The 22,192-nt window shown below is 55.6% G+C and carries 25 protein-coding genes and 1 tRNA gene; 11 read left to right on the top strand and 15 right to left on the bottom strand.

Going from position 1 to position 22,192, the window contains the following annotated elements; all coding sequences use genetic code 11:
- The 12 genes from flgK to ACH518_RS01210 all read right to left on the bottom strand — a co-directional run bounded on the left by flgK (position 1) and on the right by ACH518_RS01210 (position 11,065).
- Positions 1–1,680 carry a flagellar hook-associated protein FlgK gene (gene flgK, locus ACH518_RS01265; protein ID WP_278210625.1) on the bottom strand — a complete coding sequence of 560 codons (1,680 nt, stop codon included), beginning with the start codon at positions 1,678–1,680 and terminating at the stop codon, positions 1–3.
- Between the two features lie 9 nt (positions 1,681–1,689).
- Complete coding sequence (gene flgJ, locus ACH518_RS01260; protein ID WP_445371568.1) at positions 1,690–2,742, bottom strand: flagellar assembly peptidoglycan hydrolase FlgJ; 1,053 nt, start codon at positions 2,740–2,742, stop codon at positions 1,690–1,692.
- Between the two features lie 43 nt (positions 2,743–2,785).
- The gene (locus ACH518_RS01255) at positions 2,786–3,871 is read right to left on the bottom strand and encodes a flagellar basal body P-ring protein FlgI (RefSeq protein WP_140912473.1); all 1,086 of its coding nucleotides are present in this window, start codon (positions 3,869–3,871) and stop codon (positions 2,786–2,788) included.
- Positions 3,872–3,888: 17 nt separating this feature from the next.
- Positions 3,889–4,602, bottom strand: coding sequence for a flagellar basal body L-ring protein FlgH (flgH, locus tag ACH518_RS01250; protein WP_140912472.1), 714 nt, complete (start codon positions 4,600–4,602; stop codon positions 3,889–3,891).
- A gap of 15 nt (positions 4,603–4,617) precedes the next feature.
- Positions 4,618–5,406, bottom strand: coding sequence for a flagellar basal-body rod protein FlgG (gene flgG / locus ACH518_RS01245; protein ID WP_140912471.1), 789 nt, complete (start codon positions 5,404–5,406; stop codon positions 4,618–4,620).
- A 51-nt stretch (positions 5,407–5,457) separates the two neighbouring features.
- Positions 5,458–6,201: a flagellar basal-body rod protein FlgF gene (gene flgF, locus ACH518_RS01240; protein WP_140912470.1), complete on the bottom strand. Its 744-nt coding sequence runs from the start codon at positions 6,199–6,201 to the stop codon at positions 5,458–5,460.
- 16 nt (positions 6,202–6,217) lie between these two features.
- Positions 6,218–7,543: a flagellar hook protein FlgE gene (flgE, locus tag ACH518_RS01235; RefSeq protein WP_140912469.1), complete on the bottom strand. Its 1,326-nt coding sequence runs from the start codon at positions 7,541–7,543 to the stop codon at positions 6,218–6,220.
- Positions 7,544–7,553: 10 nt separating this feature from the next.
- Positions 7,554–8,237, bottom strand: coding sequence for a flagellar hook assembly protein FlgD (locus ACH518_RS01230; RefSeq protein ID WP_445371567.1), 684 nt, complete (start codon positions 8,235–8,237; stop codon positions 7,554–7,556).
- Positions 8,238–8,245: 8 nt separating this feature from the next.
- Positions 8,246–8,662 carry a flagellar basal body rod protein FlgC gene (flgC, locus tag ACH518_RS01225; protein WP_140912467.1) on the bottom strand — a complete coding sequence of 139 codons (417 nt, stop codon included), beginning with the start codon at positions 8,660–8,662 and terminating at the stop codon, positions 8,246–8,248.
- A gap of 2 nt (positions 8,663–8,664) precedes the next feature.
- The gene (gene flgB, locus ACH518_RS01220; RefSeq protein WP_140912466.1) at positions 8,665–9,060 is read right to left on the bottom strand and encodes a flagellar basal body rod protein FlgB; all 396 of its coding nucleotides are present in this window, start codon (positions 9,058–9,060) and stop codon (positions 8,665–8,667) included.
- Between the two features lie 178 nt (positions 9,061–9,238).
- The gene (locus ACH518_RS01215; RefSeq protein ID WP_445371566.1) at positions 9,239–10,105 is read right to left on the bottom strand and encodes a CheR family methyltransferase; all 867 of its coding nucleotides are present in this window, start codon (positions 10,103–10,105) and stop codon (positions 9,239–9,241) included.
- A gap of 27 nt (positions 10,106–10,132) precedes the next feature.
- On the bottom strand, positions 10,133–11,065 hold the full coding sequence (locus ACH518_RS01210) for a chemotaxis protein CheV (RefSeq protein WP_140912464.1): 933 nt from the start codon (positions 11,063–11,065) through the stop codon (positions 10,133–10,135).
- Between the two features lie 115 nt (positions 11,066–11,180).
- On the opposite strand from ACH518_RS01210, the gene flgA reads away from it, so the two are divergent.
- The 5 genes from flgA (at position 11,181) to ACH518_RS01185 (ending at position 13,671) form a co-directional block, all read left to right on the top strand.
- Positions 11,181–11,870 carry a flagellar basal body P-ring formation chaperone FlgA gene (gene flgA / locus ACH518_RS01205; protein ID WP_445371565.1) on the top strand — a complete coding sequence of 230 codons (690 nt, stop codon included), beginning with the start codon at positions 11,181–11,183 and terminating at the stop codon, positions 11,868–11,870.
- Between the two features lie 69 nt (positions 11,871–11,939).
- Positions 11,940–12,242 (top strand): flagellar biosynthesis anti-sigma factor FlgM, encoded by a 303-nt coding sequence (flgM, locus tag ACH518_RS01200; protein WP_278210638.1) that lies wholly within the window; start codon positions 11,940–11,942, stop codon positions 12,240–12,242.
- Between the two features lie 4 nt (positions 12,243–12,246).
- Positions 12,247–12,741: a flagella synthesis protein FlgN gene (locus ACH518_RS01195; RefSeq protein ID WP_445371564.1), complete on the top strand. Its 495-nt coding sequence runs from the start codon at positions 12,247–12,249 to the stop codon at positions 12,739–12,741.
- A gap of 34 nt (positions 12,742–12,775) precedes the next feature.
- Positions 12,776–13,555, top strand: coding sequence for a flagellar brake protein (locus ACH518_RS01190; protein ID WP_140912460.1), 780 nt, complete (start codon positions 12,776–12,778; stop codon positions 13,553–13,555).
- 39 nt (positions 13,556–13,594) lie between these two features.
- A tRNA-Arg gene (locus tag ACH518_RS01185) sits at positions 13,595–13,671 on the top strand.
- Between the two features lie 106 nt (positions 13,672–13,777).
- On the opposite strand, the gene ACH518_RS01180 is transcribed toward ACH518_RS01185, so the two are convergent.
- Positions 13,778–14,425 carry a hypothetical protein gene (locus ACH518_RS01180; RefSeq protein WP_140912459.1) on the bottom strand — a complete coding sequence of 216 codons (648 nt, stop codon included), beginning with the start codon at positions 14,423–14,425 and terminating at the stop codon, positions 13,778–13,780.
- Positions 14,426–15,136: 711 nt separating this feature from the next.
- Here ACH518_RS01180 and ACH518_RS01175 point away from each other — a divergent pair.
- Entirely contained in the window at positions 15,137–15,640 is a 504-nt protein-coding gene (locus ACH518_RS01175; protein ID WP_140912458.1) for a hypothetical protein, read from the top strand.
- Positions 15,641–15,759: 119 nt separating this feature from the next.
- Positions 15,760–16,602 (top strand): NAD-dependent epimerase/dehydratase family protein, encoded by an 843-nt coding sequence (locus tag ACH518_RS01170; RefSeq protein ID WP_445371563.1) that lies wholly within the window; start codon positions 15,760–15,762, stop codon positions 16,600–16,602.
- On the opposite strand, the gene ACH518_RS01165 is transcribed toward ACH518_RS01170, so the two are convergent.
- On the bottom strand, positions 16,578–18,101 hold the full coding sequence (locus tag ACH518_RS01165) for a DUF4080 domain-containing protein (RefSeq protein WP_445371562.1): 1,524 nt from the start codon (positions 18,099–18,101) through the stop codon (positions 16,578–16,580). The genes ACH518_RS01170 and ACH518_RS01165 overlap by 25 nt on opposite strands.
- Before the next feature lie 199 nt (positions 18,102–18,300).
- On the opposite strand from ACH518_RS01165, the gene ACH518_RS01160 reads away from it, so the two are divergent.
- The 4 genes from ACH518_RS01160 (at position 18,301) to ACH518_RS01145 (ending at position 21,578) form a co-directional block, all read left to right on the top strand.
- Positions 18,301–19,023 (top strand): DUF445 domain-containing protein, encoded by a 723-nt coding sequence (locus ACH518_RS01160; RefSeq protein WP_445371561.1) that lies wholly within the window; start codon positions 18,301–18,303, stop codon positions 19,021–19,023.
- A 2-nt stretch (positions 19,024–19,025) separates the two neighbouring features.
- Positions 19,026–19,802, top strand: coding sequence for an alpha/beta fold hydrolase (locus ACH518_RS01155; protein ID WP_445371560.1), 777 nt, complete (start codon positions 19,026–19,028; stop codon positions 19,800–19,802).
- Between the two features lie 103 nt (positions 19,803–19,905).
- On the top strand, positions 19,906–20,307 hold the full coding sequence (locus ACH518_RS01150; protein WP_445371559.1) for a hypothetical protein: 402 nt from the start codon (positions 19,906–19,908) through the stop codon (positions 20,305–20,307).
- Positions 20,308–20,348: 41 nt separating this feature from the next.
- Positions 20,349–21,578 carry a pyrophosphate--fructose-6-phosphate 1-phosphotransferase gene (locus ACH518_RS01145; protein ID WP_445371558.1) on the top strand — a complete coding sequence of 410 codons (1,230 nt, stop codon included), beginning with the start codon at positions 20,349–20,351 and terminating at the stop codon, positions 21,576–21,578.
- Positions 21,579–21,686: 108 nt separating this feature from the next.
- Here the strand turns inward: ACH518_RS01145 and ACH518_RS01140 are convergent, their stop codons facing one another.
- Positions 21,687–22,154 (bottom strand): nuclear transport factor 2 family protein, encoded by a 468-nt coding sequence (locus ACH518_RS01140; RefSeq protein WP_445371557.1) that lies wholly within the window; start codon positions 22,152–22,154, stop codon positions 21,687–21,689.
- Between the last annotated feature and the right edge of the window lie 38 nt (positions 22,155–22,192).

The following is a 22,192-nucleotide window of genomic DNA, read 5'->3' as shown; positions in this document are numbered from 1 at the left end:
CTAACGAAAGGCCCCAATCAGGGTGTCGAACATGGCATTGGCGACCGATACCGCTTTAGCGGCCGCTTGGTACGAGTTCTGAAATTTGATCAAGTTGGCGGCTTCCTCGTCCAGATTGACTCCGGAGATATTTTGTTGGGCGCCGGTGGCTTGTTTCAACAAGGTATCCTGAGCTTCGCGGCCGACCGAGGCGGCATGGGTTTGCGAGCCGACGTCGGCCACCAGTTGTCCGTAGACTTGGCCGAAGCTGGCTTTACCGCTCAGCATGCTGGTCTTGGTTTCCAGATTGGCCAATTTCAAGGCGTTGCTGTTATCGCCCGGTAAATCGGCAGCGCTGGCAGCGGCGATTTGTTTCGGATTCGTGATCGCGCTGTTCAATTTCAAATTGGCGGCGGCATTGAAGTTGGGGCTGATCGTAAAGGAGTCGCCGATGGTCAATGTGCCGCTGAAGCTGATGTTAAAGCCGTTGGCCGCCGCTACCGCCGGCGCCGGGTCGCTCAGGTCCGATGCGCTGAGCGGTGTGTAGACCGTGTTGTCGCTCAGATTGGTCAGGGTAAACGTATCGGGAGCGGTGCTGGTGACTTCCAGTTTGTAGGAAGCACCCAGGTTTGCGGCGGAAGTCGGCGCAACGAAGCTGGCGACGGCGCCGGCATTGTTGCCCGGAGGCCCTTGTACTTGCACGCTGGGTGAGCCGAGGTCGAATAAATCCACCCCGGTGGCTGCCGGTGGACCGCTTAGATCGTACCCGGCCCGATGGAGGTTGTTAAACTCGGTTGCCAGGCCGGTCGCCAACAGGCCCAGTTGTTGCTGAGCCGGGTCCAGCACCTGGTCGCGGAACCGCAGATTGCCGTAGATACTGCCGCCGGAAATTTGTTTGGAAATGTCTTGGCCGTTCAGGATCAGCTGTTTGTGGTCGGCGTCCATGCTGTCGCCTTGCAAGGATAGGGTTGCCGCATAACTGCCCAATACCAGCGATTGGCCCTTACCGATAAACACGTTGATCGAGCCGTCGGCTTGGGGCACGTAACTGACGTCGACCTTTTCGGCCATTTTGGTCAGCAATTGGTCGCGCTGATCCAATAGCTCGTTCGGCAGTTGTTTGCCGGTGGAGCGGCCGATGTCGGCAACGATTTTGACGTTGAGCTCGGCAATGGTTTTGGCGTAACCGTTGACTTCGTCTATCGCACTGGCCAGGTTTTGGTTGACTTGCGTGCGCAGATTCCCGAAACGCTCGCTCATGGTGTTGAACTGTTGCGTCAACGACTGGGTTTGGGTCAGCATCACCTGCCGGGCGGCAATCGAGGTCGGATCGTTGGCGACGCCGTCTACCGCGTCGAAAAAGCTTTTCAGCGCCGGCGCCAAGCCGGTTTTATTATCGGCGGTGATATTGTCGACTTGCGCCGACAGGCCGTAAAAGCTGTTGAGGTCGTGGTAGGTTGCCGTGCTGGACCGGACTTGGTTGGTGATGAATTGGTCGTAGCTGCGGGTGATGTTGGCCACGTCGACGCCGTTACCCATGTAGCCGGCGCCGTTGAATTGCTCCGGCCGGGTGGCCAGTTCCACCCGCTGCCGGCTGTAGCCGTCGGTATTGGCGTTGGCGATGTTGTTGCTGGTGGTTTCCAGCGAGCGTTGAAACGCAGTCAGACCCGAAAGAGCCGTACCCAAGATGCCCATCGACATAATCGCCTCCTAGCCCGCGTCGGGTAAAGCCGCCACTCCGGCGGCGCTTTGGTTGTGGTAAATGCTCATCACTTTTTCCGCATAGCGTGGATCGGTGGCATAGCCGGCCTGTTGCAGTTCGCGGATGTATTGGCCGGCATTGCCGGCTTTTTTCAGCGCTTCGCTGTAACGCGGATTGCTTTTGATGAAGTTCACGTAATCGTCGAAACTTTGTTTGTAAGAACCGTAGGCGCGGAAGCCGGCCATTTCTTTTCTGGCGCTGGCGCCGTCGAACTCCAGCGTCAAGGCTTTGGCCTGCTTGCCTTGCCAGGACTTGTCGGCTTTGATGTTGAACAGGTTGAAACTGTTCTCGCCGCGGCCGTTTTTAATCACGGCTTGGCCCCAGCCGGTTTCCAGTGCCGCTTGCGCCAGCAACAGATTAGGGTCGACGCCTAGCGCTTTGGCGGCTTCCTGGGCGTGCGGCCGCAATTGGCCGATAAACTCGTCTTTGGAGGACAGTGCGTCGCTGCCGGCGGTTTGTGCGGCACGCAAATCCTGTTCCAGGTGTTGCCAGCGGTCGGCCATCGCATTCTGGCTGCGTTCGAGCATCGCCAGACTGCGCTCCAAGCTATCCAGACCGGAGCTTTCCAGAGGCTCACCGTCGCTTGCGCCGCCGCCGGAAAGCGTTTGCGGGCGGTCGGGTTGCGTAGCGCTGCCGGTGCCTGCGGCCCGGTTCAACACTTCGTTCGTGGCCAGCTTCGGATCTTTTTCGTCTTCCTCCGCGGCTTTCGGCGACAGTTGTTTGGCGATCAAATCCGCGAAGCCTACACCCGGTTTGCCGGCCAGATGCATGGCCATTTGCTGGTCGTACATATCGCGGTAAAACTCGCTTTGCTGGCTGTCCAGAATGCCGTCGGCCAGTTTGGCGTCGCGCATGCTCTTCATCATCATGCTCAGAAATAGCGATTCGAATTGCTTGGCGACTTCCTTGACGGCGGCCGGCGATTGCTCGCGGGCGCTCTGTTTCAATTTCGCCAGACTATTAAAGTCGGTGTATACCGCGGCGCTATCTGCATTCAACATAACGAATCCCCCAAACCGGATTAAATCAACGTGCCGGTGAGCGTTAAATCACGATCAATTCGGCGCGTAGCGCGCCGGCCGATTTCAGCGCTTCCAGGATCGCCACCAAGTCGCTGGGGCCGGCGCCGACACCGTTGACGGCCTGTACGATTTCGTCCAAAGACACGCCCGGATTGAACACGAACATGTGGTTCTTATCTTCCTTGACCTCGACGTTGGATTGCGGAGTCACCACGGTGCTGCCGCCCGACAACGGATTGGGTTGGCTGACTTGCGGATTCTCGCTGATCGTCACCGTCAGGCTGCCGTGCGATACCGCTGCCGGTTGTACCCGCACCTTGCTGTTGATAATGACGGTGCCGGTGCGCGAATTGACGATCACTTTGGCCGGCGCATCGTCCGGTGCCAGTTCGATGTTTTCGATGACCGAGGCGAAGCCGACCCGTTGCGCCGGATTGACCGGGGCGCGGACGCTGATCGAGGTAGCGTCTATGGCTTGCGCGGTATCGGCCCCCAGGGTTTTGTTGATCGAATCGGCCATGCGCTGGGCGGTGGTAAAGTCGGAGGTGTTCAGGTTGAACACCATATCCGGGCTTTGATCGAACGAAGTCGGGACGATGCGTTCCACCGTCGCCCCGCTTGGAATCCGGCCGACCAGCGGATTGTTGACCGTAACTTTGGAACCGTCCTGGCCGCCGGCGCTGAGGCCGCCGACGACCAGATTGCCTTGCGCCATGGCATAGACGTTGCCGTCGGCGCCGCGTAACGGGCTCATCAATAACGAGCCGCCGCGCAGGCTTTTGGCGTCGCCCATCGACGATACGGTAACGTCGATTTTTTGGCCGGGTTTGGCAAAGGCCGGCAAATCGGCGTGGATGCTGACCAAGGCCACGTTTTTCGATTTTGGGTCGATATCCGGCGGTAAGGTCATGCCCAGTTTGCCCATCATGCTGCGCAAGCTCTGGCCGGTAAACTTGGTTTTGTCGCCGGTTTTGTCCAGGCCGGTCACCAGGCCGTAGCCCACCAACTGGTTGGTACGGACGCCGGCAATGGAGGCGATGTCTTTGATGCGTTCGGCCTGGGCCTGACCGGCACCGAGCAGCAGAAGCAGAAAAATTAAATGTTTCATGATGTTCTCCTGGCCGATCAGAACGGGAAGATCGGGCTGGACAAAATTCGGGTGATCCAGCCGGGTTTGCTGCTGTCGGCCAGCGCACCGTCGCCGGTGTACATGATGGTGGCGTCGGCCACTTTGCTGGAAGGAATGGTGTTGGCAACGTTGATATCGATCGGCCGGACGATGCCGGACAGGCGGACGTATTCGCTGCCGTCGTTCAGGGTCACGCGTTTTTCGCCGCGGACCCGCAGGTTGCCGTTGGGCAGTAAGTCGACAACAGTGACACTGATGTCGCCAGTCAAACGGTTGCTTTGCCGTGCGTCGCCTTTGCCTTCCGACGCCCGGTCCATGCTGTAATCCAGCGACGTTGCCAAATCGTGCCCGAGCAGGGCGGAACTGGCCAGGCCGAAGATGGTCGGCGCGCTGCCGCTGGCTTTGATATCGCTGTTCTTGCTGGCTTTGGAATTGGCCTGCTTGGTGGCGTTGGTATTTTCGTCGAAGGTTACCGTCAGGATATCGCCGACCCGGCGCGCGGCATGGTCTTCGAACAAACGCATGTCGTAACCGGCCTGGTAGATGGCGCCGTTGTTTTGTTGCGGCGGCCGCAGATCGGCGGGTTGGACCGGGGCGAAGTCCGGGTCGCGTTTCGGCAGCGTGTCGCAGCCGGCCAGGAGCGACAGTATTGCCGCCAGCAGCAAAAATTTGCCGCCGGCTTGCCGCTGGATGTGGTTACGGTTTTTCATGGCCTTGGTCCTGAATTAGAGTTGTTGCGTGACGAAGGACAGCATCTGGTCGGTCGTGGAGATGGCTTTCGAGTTCATTTCGTAAGCGCGCTGGGTTTCGATCATATTCACCAGTTCTTCGACCACGTTGACGTTGGAAGTCTCCAGCGAGCCCTGAATCATCTGGCCCAGTTCGTTCTCGCCGGGATTGCCGATGATCGGTGCGCCGCTGGCGACGGTTTCGCGAAACAGGTTGTCGCCGATCGGTTCCAGGCCGGCGGTATTGACGAAATCGGCAATCTGGATCTGGCCGATCTGGTTGGCCGCGGCGGCGCCAGGTTGGGTCACCGAAACCGTGCCGTCCTGGCCGATGGTGATGCTGAGGGCGTCCTGCGGGATGGTGATGGCCGGTTCCAGCAGCATGCCGTTGGAGGTCACCAATTGGCCGGTGGAGTCCATCTTGAACGAACCGTCGCGGGTGTAATTGATGTCGCCGTTGGGCTGCAGAATCTGAATGAAGCCGCGGCCGCTGATGGCAATGTCCAGCGAGTTGCCGGTCTGCAAGATATTGCCTTGGGTATGGATTTTCTCGGTAGCGACGGTGCGCACCCCGGTGCCGAGTTGTAGGCCGGTCGGTAATTGGGTGTTCTGGGTGGATTGGGCGCCGGCCTGACGTACGTTTTGGTACATCAGGTCGGCGAATATCGGTCTGGCTTTCTTGAAGCCGGTGGTGTTGACGTTGGCCAGGTTATTGGAAATAACCGCCATGCGGGTTTGTTGGGCGTCCAATCCGGACTTTGCGACCCATAGTGCTCGTTCTGTCATGACAGCCTCCTGATCTGACGATTTTTTGTCTTATCAGGAGTAAAGCAGGTTTTATGCCACTTGCATTAACTTGGCGGCGGCAGCGGCGTTTTCGTCTATATCTTTCATGACCTTAGATTGCATGTCGAAGCTTCTGGACAGCTCGATCATCTCCACCATCGCCGCCATGGCGTTGACGTTGCTGGATTCCAGCGCGCCTTGGACCAGGGTGACGTTGGCGTCGGCCGGCAACACGCCGCCTTGCTTAGGGTGCATCAGGCCGTCTTCCAGTTTTTCCAGGTTGGCCAGGTCGGTATTGACCAGCTTGATCCGGTCTACCAGCACGGTATTGGTGGCATTGACCCCTTGCGGCACGATGCTGATGGTGCCGTCCTTGCCGATCTCGACCTTCTGTGCCGGCGGTACCGCGATCGGTTGCCCGGCTTCGCCGAGCACCGACAGGCCGGCGCCGGTTTGCAGCAGGCCTTCCGGCGTCAACCGCAAGTCGCCGGCCCGGGTGTAGGCTTCTTTGCCGTCCTTGCCGGTGACGGCGATCCAGCCCTGGCCTTCCACTGCGACATCGAGTTCGCGGCCGGTATGGTAGATCGAACCGTTCGACAAATCCGTGCCCGGGCGCTCGGCCATCGAGTACACCCGCGCCGGATAGCCCGGGCCGAAGCTGGGCATGGCCCGAAATTGCTCGAAATCCGACTTGAAGCCGGTGGTTTGTGCGTTCGCCAGATTATTGGCGTTGGCCGATTGCGCCATCAGGGTTTGCTTGGCGCCGTTCATCGCAATGTAAAGGCTACGGTCCATGAGCGGCCTCCTTTAATTATCGAATCTGCAAGATGGTCTGCATGATGCTGTTTTCGGTGGTGATGGTCTGGGCGTTGGCTTGGTAGGCCTGTTGCGCGACGATCAGGTTCACCAGCTGCGCCGACAAATCGACGTTGGAGCTTTCCAAGGCGCCGGCTTGAATCGATCCGAAGTTGTTGGCGCCGGCCTGGCCCGGAATCGGCTCGCCGGAATTGGCGCTTTGGCCCCAGGAGGTGTCGCCCAGTTTCGCCAACCCGTTGTTGTTGGCAAAACGCGTCAACGCGACTTTACCCATGGTTTGCGAACCGCCATTGCTGAAGCGGGCAAATATCACCCCTTCGTCGTCGATGTCGATACCGGTCAGGCGCCCCGCCGGTAAACCATTCTGCGTCATGCCGTTGACGCTGAACTTTTGCTGAACCTGGGTGGTGCCGAAGAAGTTCATAGTGTCGATTTTTATGTCGGCGGCTCCGGTCGGCGGATTGATCACGTAGCTGGACAAGCCGAATTTGCCGTCCAACGGGGTGATCAGTTTGCCGCCGGAATCGAATGTCAATTTAGCCGATTCCGGGGTGGTGCCGCCTAACGGGCCAGATGTTACCGGTACCGCGGTTTTGGTATTTGGGGTGGCGGGTTCGCTCATGTAGTGGTAGACCAGCCATTCCGAAGTACCGGTGGTCGGCGCCGTGGACGGGTCGAGTTTGACGAAGTAGGTGGTCAAGATATGCGGGGAGCCCAGCGTGTCGTAGACCGTGGTCGAGGTTTGCGAGTTATAGGTGTTGCTGTCGTCCGGGTCGAAGGGCAGTGTGCTGGGCGTGAAGTCGTCTTGCGCATCCAAATTTAACTGGATGGCTACCTTATCGGTCGCTGACGGTAAGCCGGTTAGAGTATTGATTTGTACCGGCGTGGTGACCCCGGTACTAAAACCGTCTTCGACTTTAGTGGTATTGGGGCGATAAACCAGTAATGCCTTGCCTTGGTTGTTGACCAGATAGCCTTCCTTGTTCAGTTTGAATTCGCCGGCGCGGGTATACGACAGGTCGTTGGTTTCGGTCGGGCTCTTCGCCAATGTGAAGAAACCTTCGCCGCTGATCGCCAAATCCAGGTTGTTGTCCGTGAACTGCAAATTGCCCTGATTGAACTGCTGGGCGACGTTGGCGACTTTGACGCCGGCACCGGGGGTAATGCTGCTGACGCCGCCCAAGCTGGCGGCGTAGACGTCGGCGAATTCGGAACGCGACTTTTTGAAGCCGACGGTATTGGAGTTGGCAATGTTGTTGCCGGTCACCGCCAGATTGTTGGATGCGGCGTTCAAGCCGCTGAGGGCTGTGGTAAATGGCATGTCGTTTCTCCTACAGTATCTGTTTGATTTGGCTGAATTTAACTGGGCCCAGGCCGTCCAGGTTGACTTGCATGGCCGTGTTGCCGTTGGCCATGGTTACGCTCTTAACCAGGGACTTGATGTTGGTTGGCAATACGGTGTTTTTGCCCTCCAAGTAGGCATATGCCTGAATCTTGTAAACGCCGGGGTCGGCCAGATTTCCGGCCTTGTCCTTCCCGTCCCATTCGAAACGGGTTGTGCCGGCGGATTCGGCGCCGAGATCGATTTCGCGGATGGTTGCTCCGGTTTCCGGGTCGATGATTTTGACGCCGACATTCGGCGAACTGGCCGGCACTTCGAAATCGCCGGAGACGCTGCCGCCGGCGCCGAGTAAGGCTCTTTCGCTTGGTGCCGACACGTAACGGCCGACCAGTCCGGATGCTTGCAAGGCCTGATTGGAACTGATCGAGCCGGCGAATTCCTTGAAAGAGGCCTGCAGGTCCTGGATGCCGGAGACGGTGCTGAACTGGGCCATCTGACCCAGGAATTCGCCATTGTCCATCGGTTTCAACGGATCCTGGTGCGTCATCTGTGTGGTCAGCAATTTCAGAAACTGGTCTTGGCCCAGGGTTTGTTTTTGGCTGTTGGCCGACGAGGACGAGTTGGTCGTGGCCAGGCCGAGGTTGTTAAATGTGTCGATAGCGCTTGTGCTCATGGTTCACCTCAGCGGCCCATTTTCAGGGTTTGTAAAATCAGATTTTTCGCGGTGTTCAATACCTCGACGTTGTTTTGGTACGAGCGCGATGCGGACATCATGTTGGCCATTTCCTCGACGGTGTTGACGTTGGGTTTGTAGATGTAGCCGGTGGCGTCGGCCATGGGGTGGTTGGGGTTGTATTCCATGATCGGCGGGGCCTGGTTTTCGACGACGCCCAACACGTTGACGCCGCTGGCGGTGTTGTTTTTATCCATGATGTTCTTTAATTCGGCGGCAAACACCGGCTGCCGCGATTTGTAGACCTGATCGATGCTGCTGCTGACGCTGTTGGCATTGGACATGTTGCTGGCAACCAGATTCAGGCGCAAGTTCTCGGCATTCATGCCGCTGCCGGCGACGTCGAAGATTCTTAGCGAAGTCATGACTATTCTCCTTTGATGGCGGTCATCAAACCCAGGAAATCGTCGTTGATGAAGCGCAGGCTGGCTTCGTATTGCACGGCGTTTTCGGCATATTTGGCTTGTTCGATATGGGTTTCGACGGTATTGCCGTCGAGCGAGGCATGCTGCGGGTTGCGGTACAGCAGGTCGGCGCCGAGGACGTTGTGCTGTCCGGCCAGATGGCCGCTGTGGCTGCGCTTCAGCTCGCCACCGCCGTCGCTAAGCGTTTGTTGGAATACGGCTTTGAAATCGAGGTCGCGGGCCTTGTAGTCCGGCGTATCGGCATTGGCCAGGTTGGACGCCAGTATTTCTCCGCGTTTCTCGCGAAGCATCAGGGCTTGCGGGTGTATACCCAAAGCGTTGTTGAAGTTGATTGCCATGATTGCCACCTTGCTGGTTTTTTTAATAAAAAAGCAGTAAGCGTGCCTGAAAAAAAAATTATTTAATTTTCAGTTGTGTGGCGGCGATGAGGGGCTATTTTGGCGTCAAAATCCAGTGTTGGGCTGCGGGCGGCAAAAACTTGCCGGTTGCCGGAGCCGTCAAGAAGTCGGCGCCGTGTCAGTCCGGTTTTCGGAAATAAGTGGCAAGTCCGGAACGGACCAATTCGTATGTGCCGATCCCGGTCGGCATGGCTTCGGTGCTGCTCAGAAACAAGTAGCCGCCCGGCTCCAGGCTGTCGGCCATTCGCGTCAAAATGTCGCGCTTGATGGCGTCGGAAAAATAAATCAGTACGTTGCGGCAAAAAATGATGTCGAACCGGCCTAGAGCGGTGAAGGATTTCAAGAGATTGAACTGTTGAAACCGAACTTGGCGGGTTACATCGTCGTTTAACAGATAACCGTCGTAACTTTTCTGGAAATATCTGGCTTTAGCCGCTTCGTCTATGCCCCGGGACAGTGCGGCGTCGGAATAACAGGCGCGCTTGGCGTCTTCGAGAATCGCTTCGGAAATGTCGGTGCCGATAATTTGCAGCGTCCGGTTTTTGCCGCTTGCGCGCAATGCGTCCAAGCCGCAGATGCTGATGGAATAGGGTTCCTGGCCGGACGAACAGGCTGCCGACCAGATGCGGATACTGCCGTTTTTTTGTGCCAGGAGTTGAGGCAGTACGGTGTCGCGCAATTCGGCGAATTGGCGTTCGTCGCGAAACCAGAAGGTTTCGTTGGTGGTCATCGCATCGATTACGGCGCTTCTCAGTTTTTGGGCGGAGAATGCGTTGGATTGCAGGGCCGTCGCCAGGCCGGGGAAGCCGGACAGTTCGAACTTGGCCAACAAGGGTTGCAACCGGCTTTTGACCAGATACTGTTTGTTGTCGCCGAGTTCGATACCGCAGTTTTGGCTGAGAAACTGTTGAATGGTTTGGTAGTCGGCCGGCGATATACTGCCGGCGAAGTCCAATGAGTTTTCGGTGCCCGCCGAGGTCAACATGTGGGGTGAAAATCCGAGCTGTCCTGCTCAGGAATGCTCGGCGTGGCTGACTCTTAGCTGGGCTTGAATAGCTTGCATCAGCGAGTCCGGCTCGAACTTGGCTAGAAACTCGTTGGCTCCAACTTTTTGGACCATCGCGGTATTGAATACACCGCTTAACGACGTGTGCAGGATTACGTAGATGTGCTTCATATTCGGGTCGGCTTTGATTTTGGTTGCCAGTGTGTAGCCATCCATTCGCGGCATTTCCACGTCGGAAATAATCAGGGAGTATCGGTCTTCGATTTTAGTGCCTTCCGCAATCAGAGCGCACAAGTGTTCCCAGGCTTCCTGCCCGTCTTTGAGTGTGGTGCACTCGACGCCGATCTGTTCGCAAACCCGTTTGACCTGGTTTCTGGCTACCGAGGAATCGTCGACGACCAGAATGTGGTCGTTTTGGCTCATCACGTTCTGGTCTATAGACTCCGCCGACGCTTCTTCCCGGCCGCCGATCACTTCCTTCATGACTTTTTCCACGTCGATGACTTCGATCAGCTCGCCTTCGACTTCGGTGACCGCCGTCAGATAGCTTTCTTTGCCGGTACCGGTGGGTGGGGCTTTGACTTGTTCCCAGCCGATATTGATGATCCGGTCTACCGACCCGACCAAGAAGCCTTGGATGGAGCGGTTGTATTCAGTAACGATCACGTAGCAACCCGCGTCACGCTGCAGTGGGCGCATGCCGATGGCCATGGATAAATCCAAGACCGGTATGGTTTTACCGCGCAAATGGGCTACGCCGCATATCACCGAATGCGAGTTTGGGATTTGGGTCAAAGGGGGGCATTGAATGACTTCCTGGACTTTGAACACGTTTATCCCAAAACGCTGGCGGCTGACCAGTTTGAATAAAAGCAGTTCGAATCGGTTATGCCCAGCCAGTTTGGTTCGTTGATCGACTCCGTCTAAGATTCCGGCCATATGTCCCCCTGAATAACGTTCGCCTAAGTATAGCGGCATTGTTACGGTTTACTTGAAATTTGCTGGTACGTTTTATGCAGAAAGCTTCGGGTAAGTCAAAAAAATGGCGATTAATATGAACAAGCTAAAGCTAGCCCTGGTTTTGATGTTGGTGTGCGCAACTGCGTGGGGAGGCTCGACCCAGTCCGGGCAACAGATTCAGGATGCAATTAACCAATTTGTCAGGTCGACATTGGAATCTGGGGGGAAATACGAGATTAATCTGACGCCACTCGATCCGCGTCTGCAATTGCCCGTCTGCGAACAAGCATTGCAAGTGTTTGCTCAAACCGGCGAAATCAAACCCGGGCGTAACACCGTCGGCGTCCGTTGCTACGGCGACAAGGGCTGGACGATATACAGCACCGTGTTGTTGAAGTCATTTAAAGACGTGCTGGTGTTGAATAAGTCTATGCAGCGAAACGACATTATTCGGGCGGAACATTTGGCTGTGGAGACCCGCGATGCCGGCATGTTGCCGCAGGGATACCTCGCCGACATGAGCGATGTATTGGATAAGCAGGCAGCCCGCAACATCCCCGCCGGTAGCGTTTTGAATCGGCAGCACGTAGCGGACCCTACAGTGGTTCGCCGCGGCGAACGGGTCAATATCGAGTCCAGTAAGGCGGGCGTCGTGATCAGTGCGATGGGAGCTGCGATGGGCGACGGCGCGAAAGGGCAGAAAATTAGCGTACGGAACCTGTCCTCCAATCGCGTGATTCAAGCCGTCGTGGTGAATGCCGGCCAGGTTTCGGTTAATTTTTAAAATGTTGCTAAAGGAATTTACTATGATGCCGCTAACTGCTTTAGATAAAACTCACCTGGGAATTTCGCCATGGCTATCGAATCAATCAGCGGCAAGCCTGTCACCACTTCAATACCCGCAAAAGCCGGGGTTAAAGATGCGGCCGAGCCTAAACAACGGACCGAGACCAGCGCCGTTACCGACACTGTCGAGATCACCGCCACCGCCCAAGATATCAAAACGGCTGCTGCCGGCGTTTCGGCGCCACTGGTCAATGAAGACCGCGTAGCGGCGATTAAAGCGGCTATTCAGGCTGGCAGCTACCAAGTCAACGCAGAGCGCGTGGCGGAAAAGATGCTGCAGTTCGATCAACAGTTACCCGACAGTACATGACTTTATGATAGAGAAAACATACCCGATCACTGAAAAACTGCTCGCCAACGGATTAAGAACGGCCCAAAATTTGTTTGAGTTGTTAACCGTCGAGTCCGATAAACTCAAGCAGAAAATCGATCCGGAAGCGATAGCCTCCATCGCGGCCGGTAAAAGAGACTTGGTGGCGCAGTTGGAGCAATTCATCAAACAGTTGGGCCAAGTTTTAGCAACCGAGCAGTTGACCGTCGGTAGTGACGGCATCAAAAAATATCTGGCCAAAGCCGGCGCTGCCGGTATCCATGTCGATGGCACTTGGACCAGTTGGGCCGATCTCGCCAAGTTATGTGAAAATTGCCGAGCGCTGAACGAGCAAAACGGTGCAAGTATCGCGTTGCTAAGCCGGCATACCCAGCGTTCTTTGCAAATACTGCGCGGCAAATCGCCGCTTGCGGCCACTTACGGACCGGATGGCGTAACCCGTAACGAGCTGTTTTCGCATACTTTAATTTCAGTGTAGACTGAGCGCCGAATTACTTTACGGGCCGCTCGCCATGCTGAGTAAGTTGAAGCATCTTTTTTCCAAAGCCAGCGCATCCACGCCTGAAGTCGATGACGATTTATTGGCTTTTGAAAATCCCAATTTCATTACCGATCCCGATAAAATCGCCCGCCTGCTCGGAGAAATCGAAAGCAGTTCGCCGTTGTGCACCATTCAAATAGAAGGTTTTGCAGAAGATTTCAGCTCGTCGGTCTTGAGCATCAAGTTGGACAAAAACGCCATCATTTTGGACGAATTGATGCCCCAGCACGGCAACGATTTGTTGCTGCGTTCCCGGGCGCTGAAGTTATCGACCTTTCATAAAGGGATACATTTGTCCTTCCATTTGGCCAATATCGAGGTCGGCCACTCCAAAGGCATCAACTACTACAAGGCACCCCTGCCGGATCGAGTGTTTTATCCGCAACGCCGACGTTCGCCGCGGCTGGAAATCAGCGCCATAGATATCCCTTTTAGCGGTGTGGTTCAGCGTACCGGGATATCGATCGGCGGTTACCTGTTCGATCTTTCGAGAGGTGGGGCCGGTGTCAGCGTACCCATCAACAGAGCGCGGGTGCAGCGCGGCGATGTGATCAAAAATTGCCAGCTTACTTTCGACGATTACGTGATGGATTTCGAATTTGCCGTCCGCTTTGTAAAGCCGGTTTCCGCGACGTCTCCCAAAGTGCAAATCGGCGGAATTTTCGAAGGGCTTTCCGCGAGAAGCCAATCGAAACTATCCTATTTCATCACATCGCTCGAACGGGTCGAGATTCGAAAACAGAAAGCCTGAGCCGCTTGCTATGGTAAAATTCGCCTGATTAATCACTTAGTCCCGGTAGCTCAGTAGGATAGAGCGGTCCCCTCCTAAGGGACAGGTCGTACGTTCGAATCGTATCCGGGACGCCATGAATCTGATCCTGATTTTATTGAATCCCGACGTCAGTCGCAGGTTTGACTACACATAAAAAAGCCGGCACGCAGCCGGCTTTTTTGTTTCTTGCGGTAGGTTTGGTTAGGCGGATGGGCTGTTTTTGCGCTTCCAACCCAGGACGCCTACTACGCCGCTGAGAAACAGCCATGTCGCTGTTGGCAACGGCACCACGGTCGGAATAATTGGCGATACGCTTAAGCTGCCGGTATAGGTGCCCTCCTTCGACAAGCCTTTGATCGCAAGCTGGTAATTGCCGGCCCCTAAAACGGGTATGTTGTTCAACGAAATCAAGTTAAACGTGGTCAATAGTTCCTGGTAAAACGGCGGAACATTTGGGAAAGGCAAATTAACCAAGGTCGGAGTCGATGCAACCGAAAACGACGTCAACGAACCAGTGGCTATAACTGCCGATGTGGCGTCGAGCAATTCCACGCTGGCGCTAGAGATACCGTTAGTGCTGGTTACAGTAGCGTTGCTGAAATCGGTCGTCAGACTAACCAATGTTTGGACGTTTTGAAAACTTACTGCCCCTGATAAATTGTAGGCATCGTAAACATCGTCAATCACAAAGTCGTAGATTTTACTGAACGGACCTACACCTACGGTATTGTCGATCACCGTCGCAGCGGCCGGTGTAAGTAGGGTAGACGCTGCCGCCTCAGGCAAATAGCCCGCGCCGGTCAGTGCCAGACAGCCCGTCAAAAGATAACTTATTTTGTTTTGTTTCATAGTCGATTCTCGCGAGAGTAAATTTGTGCCAAGGCCTCTGAACCATTCTTTAGCCGGCATCAGACAAAAGTGCAGACGCTCATAACAGCGGGTCTGGTTCAATCATCAAAGTGCGATCTGCCACATCGATAAGTTAGGAGGCGGGCGAGTCGCTCCCATACAGGCGCCGTCCCTTTCCTGTCCCCCATGCTCCGAAGGGTAAATGTCATTTCCTGGTGCGGTTGTTCGCAGGTGTTTTTACCCGTTTGTCGGCCTTTTTGTCTGGACAGAATTATAGACAGCAAGAGTGGGGAAATTCGTAAGTTGATGAACTTTAATCGAATCTTAATTTGTTACTAATCAATGGTCCGGAAATAAGGGATAGAATCTTTTACATGGTTTTTGTGGGGTGAATGTCGTGGCCTCCGCTCAGCGGATCAGCAGTCATGCGTTGGCTTCGCGGCAATGTATGCGTTGCAGCCTGGTTGTACTTGACGTTGAAGAACGAAGGGTGCTAACGGGCGTATGACCATTTCCTGTCGGATTAATTTGAGCGTTAGGCTCTGCAAAGGTTTGGCGAGGCGGTTCAACAATTTGGAAGTGTCCAAATTCCGATCGGTCTCCGCGCAAGAACTCTTTGAACACCTGTCTTCGGCAATGTTGTAGACAGGCGGGCTAGAGTAAGTTGGCCGAGGACGGCCGTTTGTTAACGTAAATGTACGGAGAAAATCAATGAAAATGATTTCATATTTTAGGCTTTGGCTTGCCGTTTGCCTGTTTGCAGTGTCGACTGCAAGCTCGGCCGGCATTATCTGGGAATCGACGGATGGAGATATCAATTTCTTGTCCGTCGGATTTTCGTCACCGTTTCCGACTGGCGATACTTTTGGCATCTTCTCGGCTACTGCCGATTTGTCGAGTGCGGCACCGTTATACACTTTTTCGGGCGTCGGTAACTTTGCCACATCAAGCCCGTTCAAATTGGGTTTGCTGACTGTCAGTGGCTGGGTCAGCGAGAGTGCTAATTCCAATCTAGCTGGTAACACTTATTTGCTGAGTTTTGCTAAACCGGGTATCAGCAATACGCTAAGCCTGCTGTATGGCTTCGATATCAAACCGGCCGCTGACCAAGATCCGGTGTCTGGTGTGCCTCTACCTGCTTCAATCTGGTTTATGACCAGTGCGTTGCTGGGTTTCCTGTATGTGGGACGCAATAAATCTAATCTGGTCGCTTGATTTTTCTCCGGATCAAACAGTCTTGTTTGATCCGGCATTTTTATCTAATTAACCCGGTGTTTATTTATACCGCGCAATATCAGCGATAATCCGAGCTTTATTCTCCTGTAGGTGAGTCGGTGGCAAGGGTTCTGATTGTTGGATGCGGTAAGATTGGTTTTGGTTTGGCTACCGCATTGAGCTGTAGCGGTCATTCCGTGACTGGGTTAAAACGCACGCCCTTGGCGGTTCCGCCACCATTTCCGCTACGGTTAAGCGATATTACGCGGCCGTTATCGTCAGCCTCAATTCCTACCGACTATGACTTGGTCGTGTTTGTCGTATCCGCGGACAGTCGGCAGCATGAGCAATATCAAGTGCTCTACCAAACCGGCTTGAACAACGTCTTGCATCATTTTGCCGATGCCGGAGCGACGCCCCCCTTTCTTATGGTTTCTTCCACCAGCGTTTACGGCCAAAACGGCGGGGAATGGGTCGACGAAGCCAGTCCGACGCAACCGGCCAGCGCAACTGCTGAGTGGTTGGTAAAAGCCGAGCAGCGCTTGTGGCAGGCCGGAGAGCGTAACTGTGTGGTCAGATTTTCCGGCATATATGGCCCCGGTCGCGACTGGCTGTTGAGGCGGGCGGCCGCCGGAGAGGCGATCCAGCGCGATCCGCCCAGCTACACCAATCGCATCCATCAGGACGATTGCGTCGCGGTGCTGTTGTTTCTGATTGGCAAAATGCTGGATGGAACCAAGCTCGACCCGTGTTATGTGGCCAGCGACAACGATCCGGCGCCGTTGTGGGACGTCATGACCTGGATCGCGGCGCAATTCGGCTATCCGCCGCCGCAGGCTTTGCCACCGGCGACAGGCGCGCCGCAAAACAAGCGCTGCAATAGTGCCCGGCTCAATGCCTTGGGCTATCGCTGGCTCTATCCGAGTTACAAGGACGGTTATTTACCGCCGTATTCCGCTTGAATCGATTGCCTTTGTCGCTTGTTGGCAGTGACGGTTTTCGCCGTCGGCGATACTGTTGCGGTGGCGAGAAAGTTGGGTACACCCTTCTCGCCACTGAGCCTGAAGTCTTCGCGCAGGCAAGCCAGCGCGCTAGTTCGATCTAGCTGCATAGGGTCAATCATCACCTGGTAGGTCAATTCGAACAAACGCTTCAACGCTATTTGCCAGGTGCTGCCGCTCAGCGCATAAAGGTGTTCGCTGAATTGCATAAACCGGGCAAACGGGCGGTCGCCTAAAATTAGCGGCAAGCTGTGGGCGAAGCGGCCGGAGTTGCCGATCAAATCCCAGAAGCGGGCAAAGCGGCCGATACCTTGCATCTCGGCGAAACTGAATGTGCTACTGCTGAGCAAGGCGTAAGGCGGATTCGGATCGTAGCGTAAATCGAACGCTTGGGTGTGGCGGTTGATCGGCGCGCCGCGCAGCCGTTTCAGGATGCCGACCTGGATTTCTTGCGGCTGCAAGGCCACCAACGCATCGAAGCTGTTACCGAAATTTGCCAGCGTGTCGCCGGGCAGGCCGGCGATCAGATCGGCGTGAATGTGGGCGTGTGAATGCTGCCGGAGCCAAGCCAGATTGGCTTTGGTTTTCTCGTTATCCTGCCTGCGGCTGATTAACTGTTGCACGGCCGGATCGAAACTTTGTACGCCGATTTCGAATTGCAACACCCCTGGCGGAAAGCGGGCAATGGCGGCCTGCAAGCGCTCCGGTAGATTGTCCGGGATTACTTCGAAATGCAAATAAAGGTCGCTGTTCAGCCGTTCCAGAAAAAACTCCAGAATCGCCACGCTGGTATCGGTCTTCAAATTGAAAGTGCGGTCGATGAATTTAAAATTGCGGGCGCCGCGGCGATGCAATTCAGACATGCTGGTTAAAAAAGCTTCCAGCGCAAACGGCTTCGCGGTCAGGTCGAGCGAGGACAGGCAGAACTCGCATTTGAACGGGCAACCGCGCGAGGCCTCGACGTAAATGATGCGCTGGCGGATATCGGTATCGCTGTAATAAGGGTAGGGCGATGCCAGGTTTTGCAAGGCCACGGTTTGGCCGGCGATGATTTTGGCCGGCGGCTCTTTGCCGGTCAGCAGTTGGCGGCATAAGTCCGGGAAACTGACTTCGCCGTAGCCGGTGACGATGTAATCCGCCAACTCCGCCCAGGCCGGTAAGTCGGGCGGATGGCTGACTTCCGGACCGCCCACTACCAAAACGATCTGCGGTGCGACCTGCTTCAAAATCGCCGCAATCGCGCCGACTTCCGCCACATTCCAGATATAGACGCCAAACCCGATAATTCGCGGCTGCTGCGCCAGCAATTTTTCGACGATTTCCAGCGGGCGTTGCTGAATGCCGAATTCGAGTAGCGCCGTGCGTACCTGCAATTCGCCCATATTGGCGTAAAGGTAGCGCAAGCCGAACGCGCTGTGGATGTAACGGGCGTTCAGAGTGGTGATGACGATATCGGGCATGTTCGGTCGGGTTTACTGGTCTGTAGCTGGGCGGGCTGCGAGCATAACATCGATTGTCGGGCACGATAAACCGTAACCGGGTGCGGTTGCCGCTTGAAATATTCCGCATCGACTGCCATTAAGTGGGGGCCGGAGCCTATGCCGGCCTGATAAAATGCCAGCGGGACTTGTCCCCAATTCGAACCCAGTTTGTATCGTCATGAAAAAATTACTGAATCAAAGTTTCTTAACCAATTTCATCTCATTGTTGATTATCGCTGCCGGCTACCTCAGCCCTTATTACGCGGAGACCTTGAAGGCCATCGGCTTCTTTGCGTTTTCCGGCGCGATTACCAATTGGCTGGCAATCCACATGCTGTTCGAGAAAGTGCCGTTTTTGTACGGTTCCGGCATCATTCCGGCCCGGTTCGAGGAGTTTAAAGCTTCGATCAAGGCCTTGATGATGGAGCAATTTTTCACCGTGGAAAATATCGAGCAATTCATCGAAACCGAAGAACGGCAGGGTGGCAGCATTCTGAATGTGGAACCGCTGCTGGGGGCGGTCGACTACGACAAGGTTTACGAAGGCCTGGTCAGCTCGATCATGGCTTCATCGTTCGGCGGGATGTTGCTGATGATGGGCGGCGAGCAGGCCCTACTGCCGCTGAAGGAACCGTTTTGCGAAAAAATGCAGCACACGCTTCGGGAGATGGTCGATTCGGATACTTTCAAGGCAGCTCTGCAAAACGGCCTCAACGCCCACAAAATCGGCGAAGACCTGACCGGCAAAATCGAAGCGGTGATCGACAAACGTCTGGCCGAGTTGACACCGCAGCTAGTGAAAGAAATGGTGCAATCCATCATCAAAAAGCACCTGGGCTGGCTGGTGGTTTGGGGCGGAGTATTCGGCGGCCTGCTGGGCGCGTTGTTCGGGTTTGCCTGAGCATGACCAGCGTCGAATTGGTTTACGAAAGCCACGGCGAACCGGCCGGGACTCCGCTGATCATCGTCCACGGCTTCTTGGCGGCGGCGCGTAATTGGCGCACCGTCGCCAAGCGTCTGGCCGTCAAGCGCCATGTTTATGTGCTGGATATGCGCAACCATGGCGGCTCGCCCCAGGCCGAGCATCTGGACTACCCGAGCATGGCCGGCGATTTGATTGCGTTTCTGGATCGGCACGGCATCGCCGCCGCTGATTTGCTCGGTCACAGCATGGGCGGCAAGGCGGTGATGTGGTTGGCTTTACAGCATCCCCAGCGTGTTGCCAATCTGATCGTTGCCGATATTGCTCCGGTCAGTTACCAGCACAGCTTCGATGCGTTGATCGATGCGTTGGGCAGCTTGCCGGTAGAGAGTATCGGCAACCGCAAACAAGCGGAGGAAGCTCTGGCCGAGGCGATTCCGGATTTAGCCTACCGCCAGTTTTTGCTGCAAAACCTGTTGCTGAAGGACGGCCAGTACTACTGGCGGATCGACCTGGATATCATGCGGCGCAACGCCCACCATATCGTCGGTTTTCCTGACGCCGATACCGCAAGGTTTGCCGGCCCGGCCTTGTTTATCGGCGGCGAGCACTCGAAATACATCGACGAGCAGGCCGTGTACCAGGCATTTCCCGCTGCCAGGATCAGCACAATCCCGGATACTGGGCACTGGCTGTATGTCGAAGCGCCCGAAACATTCTGCCGGATGGTGGAGGATTGGCTGTCTGGGAAGCGCTAACAGATTGATTTTTTAGGGTTTAGAACCTTGGTACACTAGCCGTTCCCCGGATAGCGGCTATCATCCGCTCAGCCTTGAAGCGAGAGCATTGCGGAGTACCTACATGTCCAACCATTCCTGTCAGCAGTCGCCAATCCGAAAACACCACCGGCTGGCGCTTTCACTGGACGATTTTATCGCGTCGCAAACGGAAGCGGCGCTCAGCGATTATCTGTCGCTGTCGTTTAGCAGCGAAGGCGACTTCACCAAAATCAGCATAACTACCGTCGGTCCGGAACCGGTTACCTATTCCGCGCTGGTGCCGGTCGCCATGACCCCGGATTGGCAGACCCTGGTGTTTGTGGCGCAACCGTTTAAATTGGGCGAGTTAAGCGATTTCAGTTCGGTGGCCGAGAAACGAAAAGCTTGTGTTAGAATCGCGCGGCTTGCGCCGATTCGGCTGACACTGCGCACCAAAGGCGGGCAACGCCGGCGCAGAGGCGGCTCCAATGCCGATGGCGCATAACTCTAGCCATCCCTTTTCATAACTATTTATTCGAAACGCTCATGAGTAAACCAAAAAAAGTCGCAATTCTTACCGCTGGCGGTTTGGCGCCATGTCTGAACTCTGCTATCGGCAGCTTGATTGAACGTTACACGGAAATTGATCCGAGTATCGAAATCATCTGCTACCGCGGCGGCTACAAAGGCCTGTTGCTGGGAGATTCATACCCTGTCACCGCGGAAGTGCGTCAAAAAGCCGGTTTACTGCAACGTTTCGGGGGTTCCGTGATCGGCAATAGCCGGGTCAAACTGACGAATGTCAAAGACTGCGTCAAACGCGGATTGGTTAAAGAAGGCGAAGATCCGCAAAAAGTCGCGGCCGACCAGTTGATCAAGGACGGCGTCGATATTCTGCACACCATCGGCGGCGACGACACCAATACCGCCGCGGCCGATCTGGCGGCATTTTTGGCGAAGAACAACTATGGTCTGACCGTGATCGGTTTGCCGAAAACCGTCGACAACGACGTGTTCCCGATCAAGCAATCGCTGGGTGCCTGGACTGCCGCCGAGCAAGGCGCGCGCTACTTCATGAACGTGGTGGCCGAGAACAACGCCAACCCGCGCATGCTGATCGTCCACGAAGTCATGGGCCGCAACTGCGGCTGGTTGACCGCTGCTACCGCCCAGGAATACCGCAAACTGCTGGATAAAGCCGAGTGGCTGCCGGAATTGGGCTTGAGCCGCGAGTCTTACGAAGTCCATGCCGTTTTCGTCCCGGAAATGGCGATCGATCTGGAAGCCGAAGCCAAGCGTCTGCGCGAGGTGATGGACAAAGTAGACTGCGTCAACATCTTCGTTTCCGAAGGTGCCGGCGTCGAGTCCATCGTCGCCGAAATGCAGGCCAAGGGCCAGGAAGTGCCGCGCGACGCCTTCGGCCACATCAAACTGGATGCGGTCAATCCCGGCAAGTGGTTCGGCGAGCAATTCTCGCAAATGGTCGGCGCCGAAAAAACCCTGGTGCAAAAATCCGGTTACTTCGCCCGCGCCGCGGCATCCAACGTCGACGACATGCGCTTGATCAAATCCTGCGCCGACTTGGCGGTCGAATGCGCCTTCCGCCGCGAATCCGGCGTGATCGGCCACGACGAAGACAACGGCAACGTGTTGCGTGCGATCGAATTCCCGCGCATCAAAGGTGGCAAGCCGTTCAATATCGATGCCGACTGGTTCAACAAAATGCTGGGCGAGATCGGCCAGCCCAAAGGCGGCAAGGTCGACGTTAGCCACTAAGTCGTTTTCGACTTAGAAGAACGGCAGGGGCGGTTTAACCGCCCCTTTTTGTTTGGGGAAAGGCGAATTTATTCGCCCCTGTTTAATTTCGGTGAAATTTCTCTACGCTCACAAACCCAAATCGGTCAACCCGGCGTGATCGTCGGGACGGCGGCCCAGCGGCCAGTGAAACAGGCGCCCGTTGTCTGTGATCGGCAAATCGTTGATGCTGGCAAAGCGGCGCTGCATCAGGCCAAATTCGTTAAATTCCCAATTTTCGTTGCCGTAACTGCGGAACCAGTTGCCGGCGTCGTCGTGCCATTCGTACGCAAACCGAACCGCGATGCGGTTATCGGTAAATGCCCATAATTCCTTGATTAACCGGTAGTCTAGTTCCCTGGCCCATTTGCGTTGCAAAAATTCTTTGATCTGTTGCCGGCCCACCGGAAATTCTGCCCGGTTGCGCCAGCGGCTGTGTTCGGTATAGACCTGCACGACCCGATCCGGATCGCGGCTGTTCCAGGCGTCTTCGGCCATCCGCACTTTTTGCGCGGCGGTTTCGGCGGTGAACGGGGGAAGGGGTGGTTTGGTTTCCATAGTGCGCTCCCGAAAAATGAGGATTATGTAGACAGATT

Source organism: Methylomonas sp. HW2-6, assembly GCF_052474525.1.
Note: the sequence above shows the minus strand (reverse complement) of the source record. Positions and strands in the feature narration are given on the sequence as shown.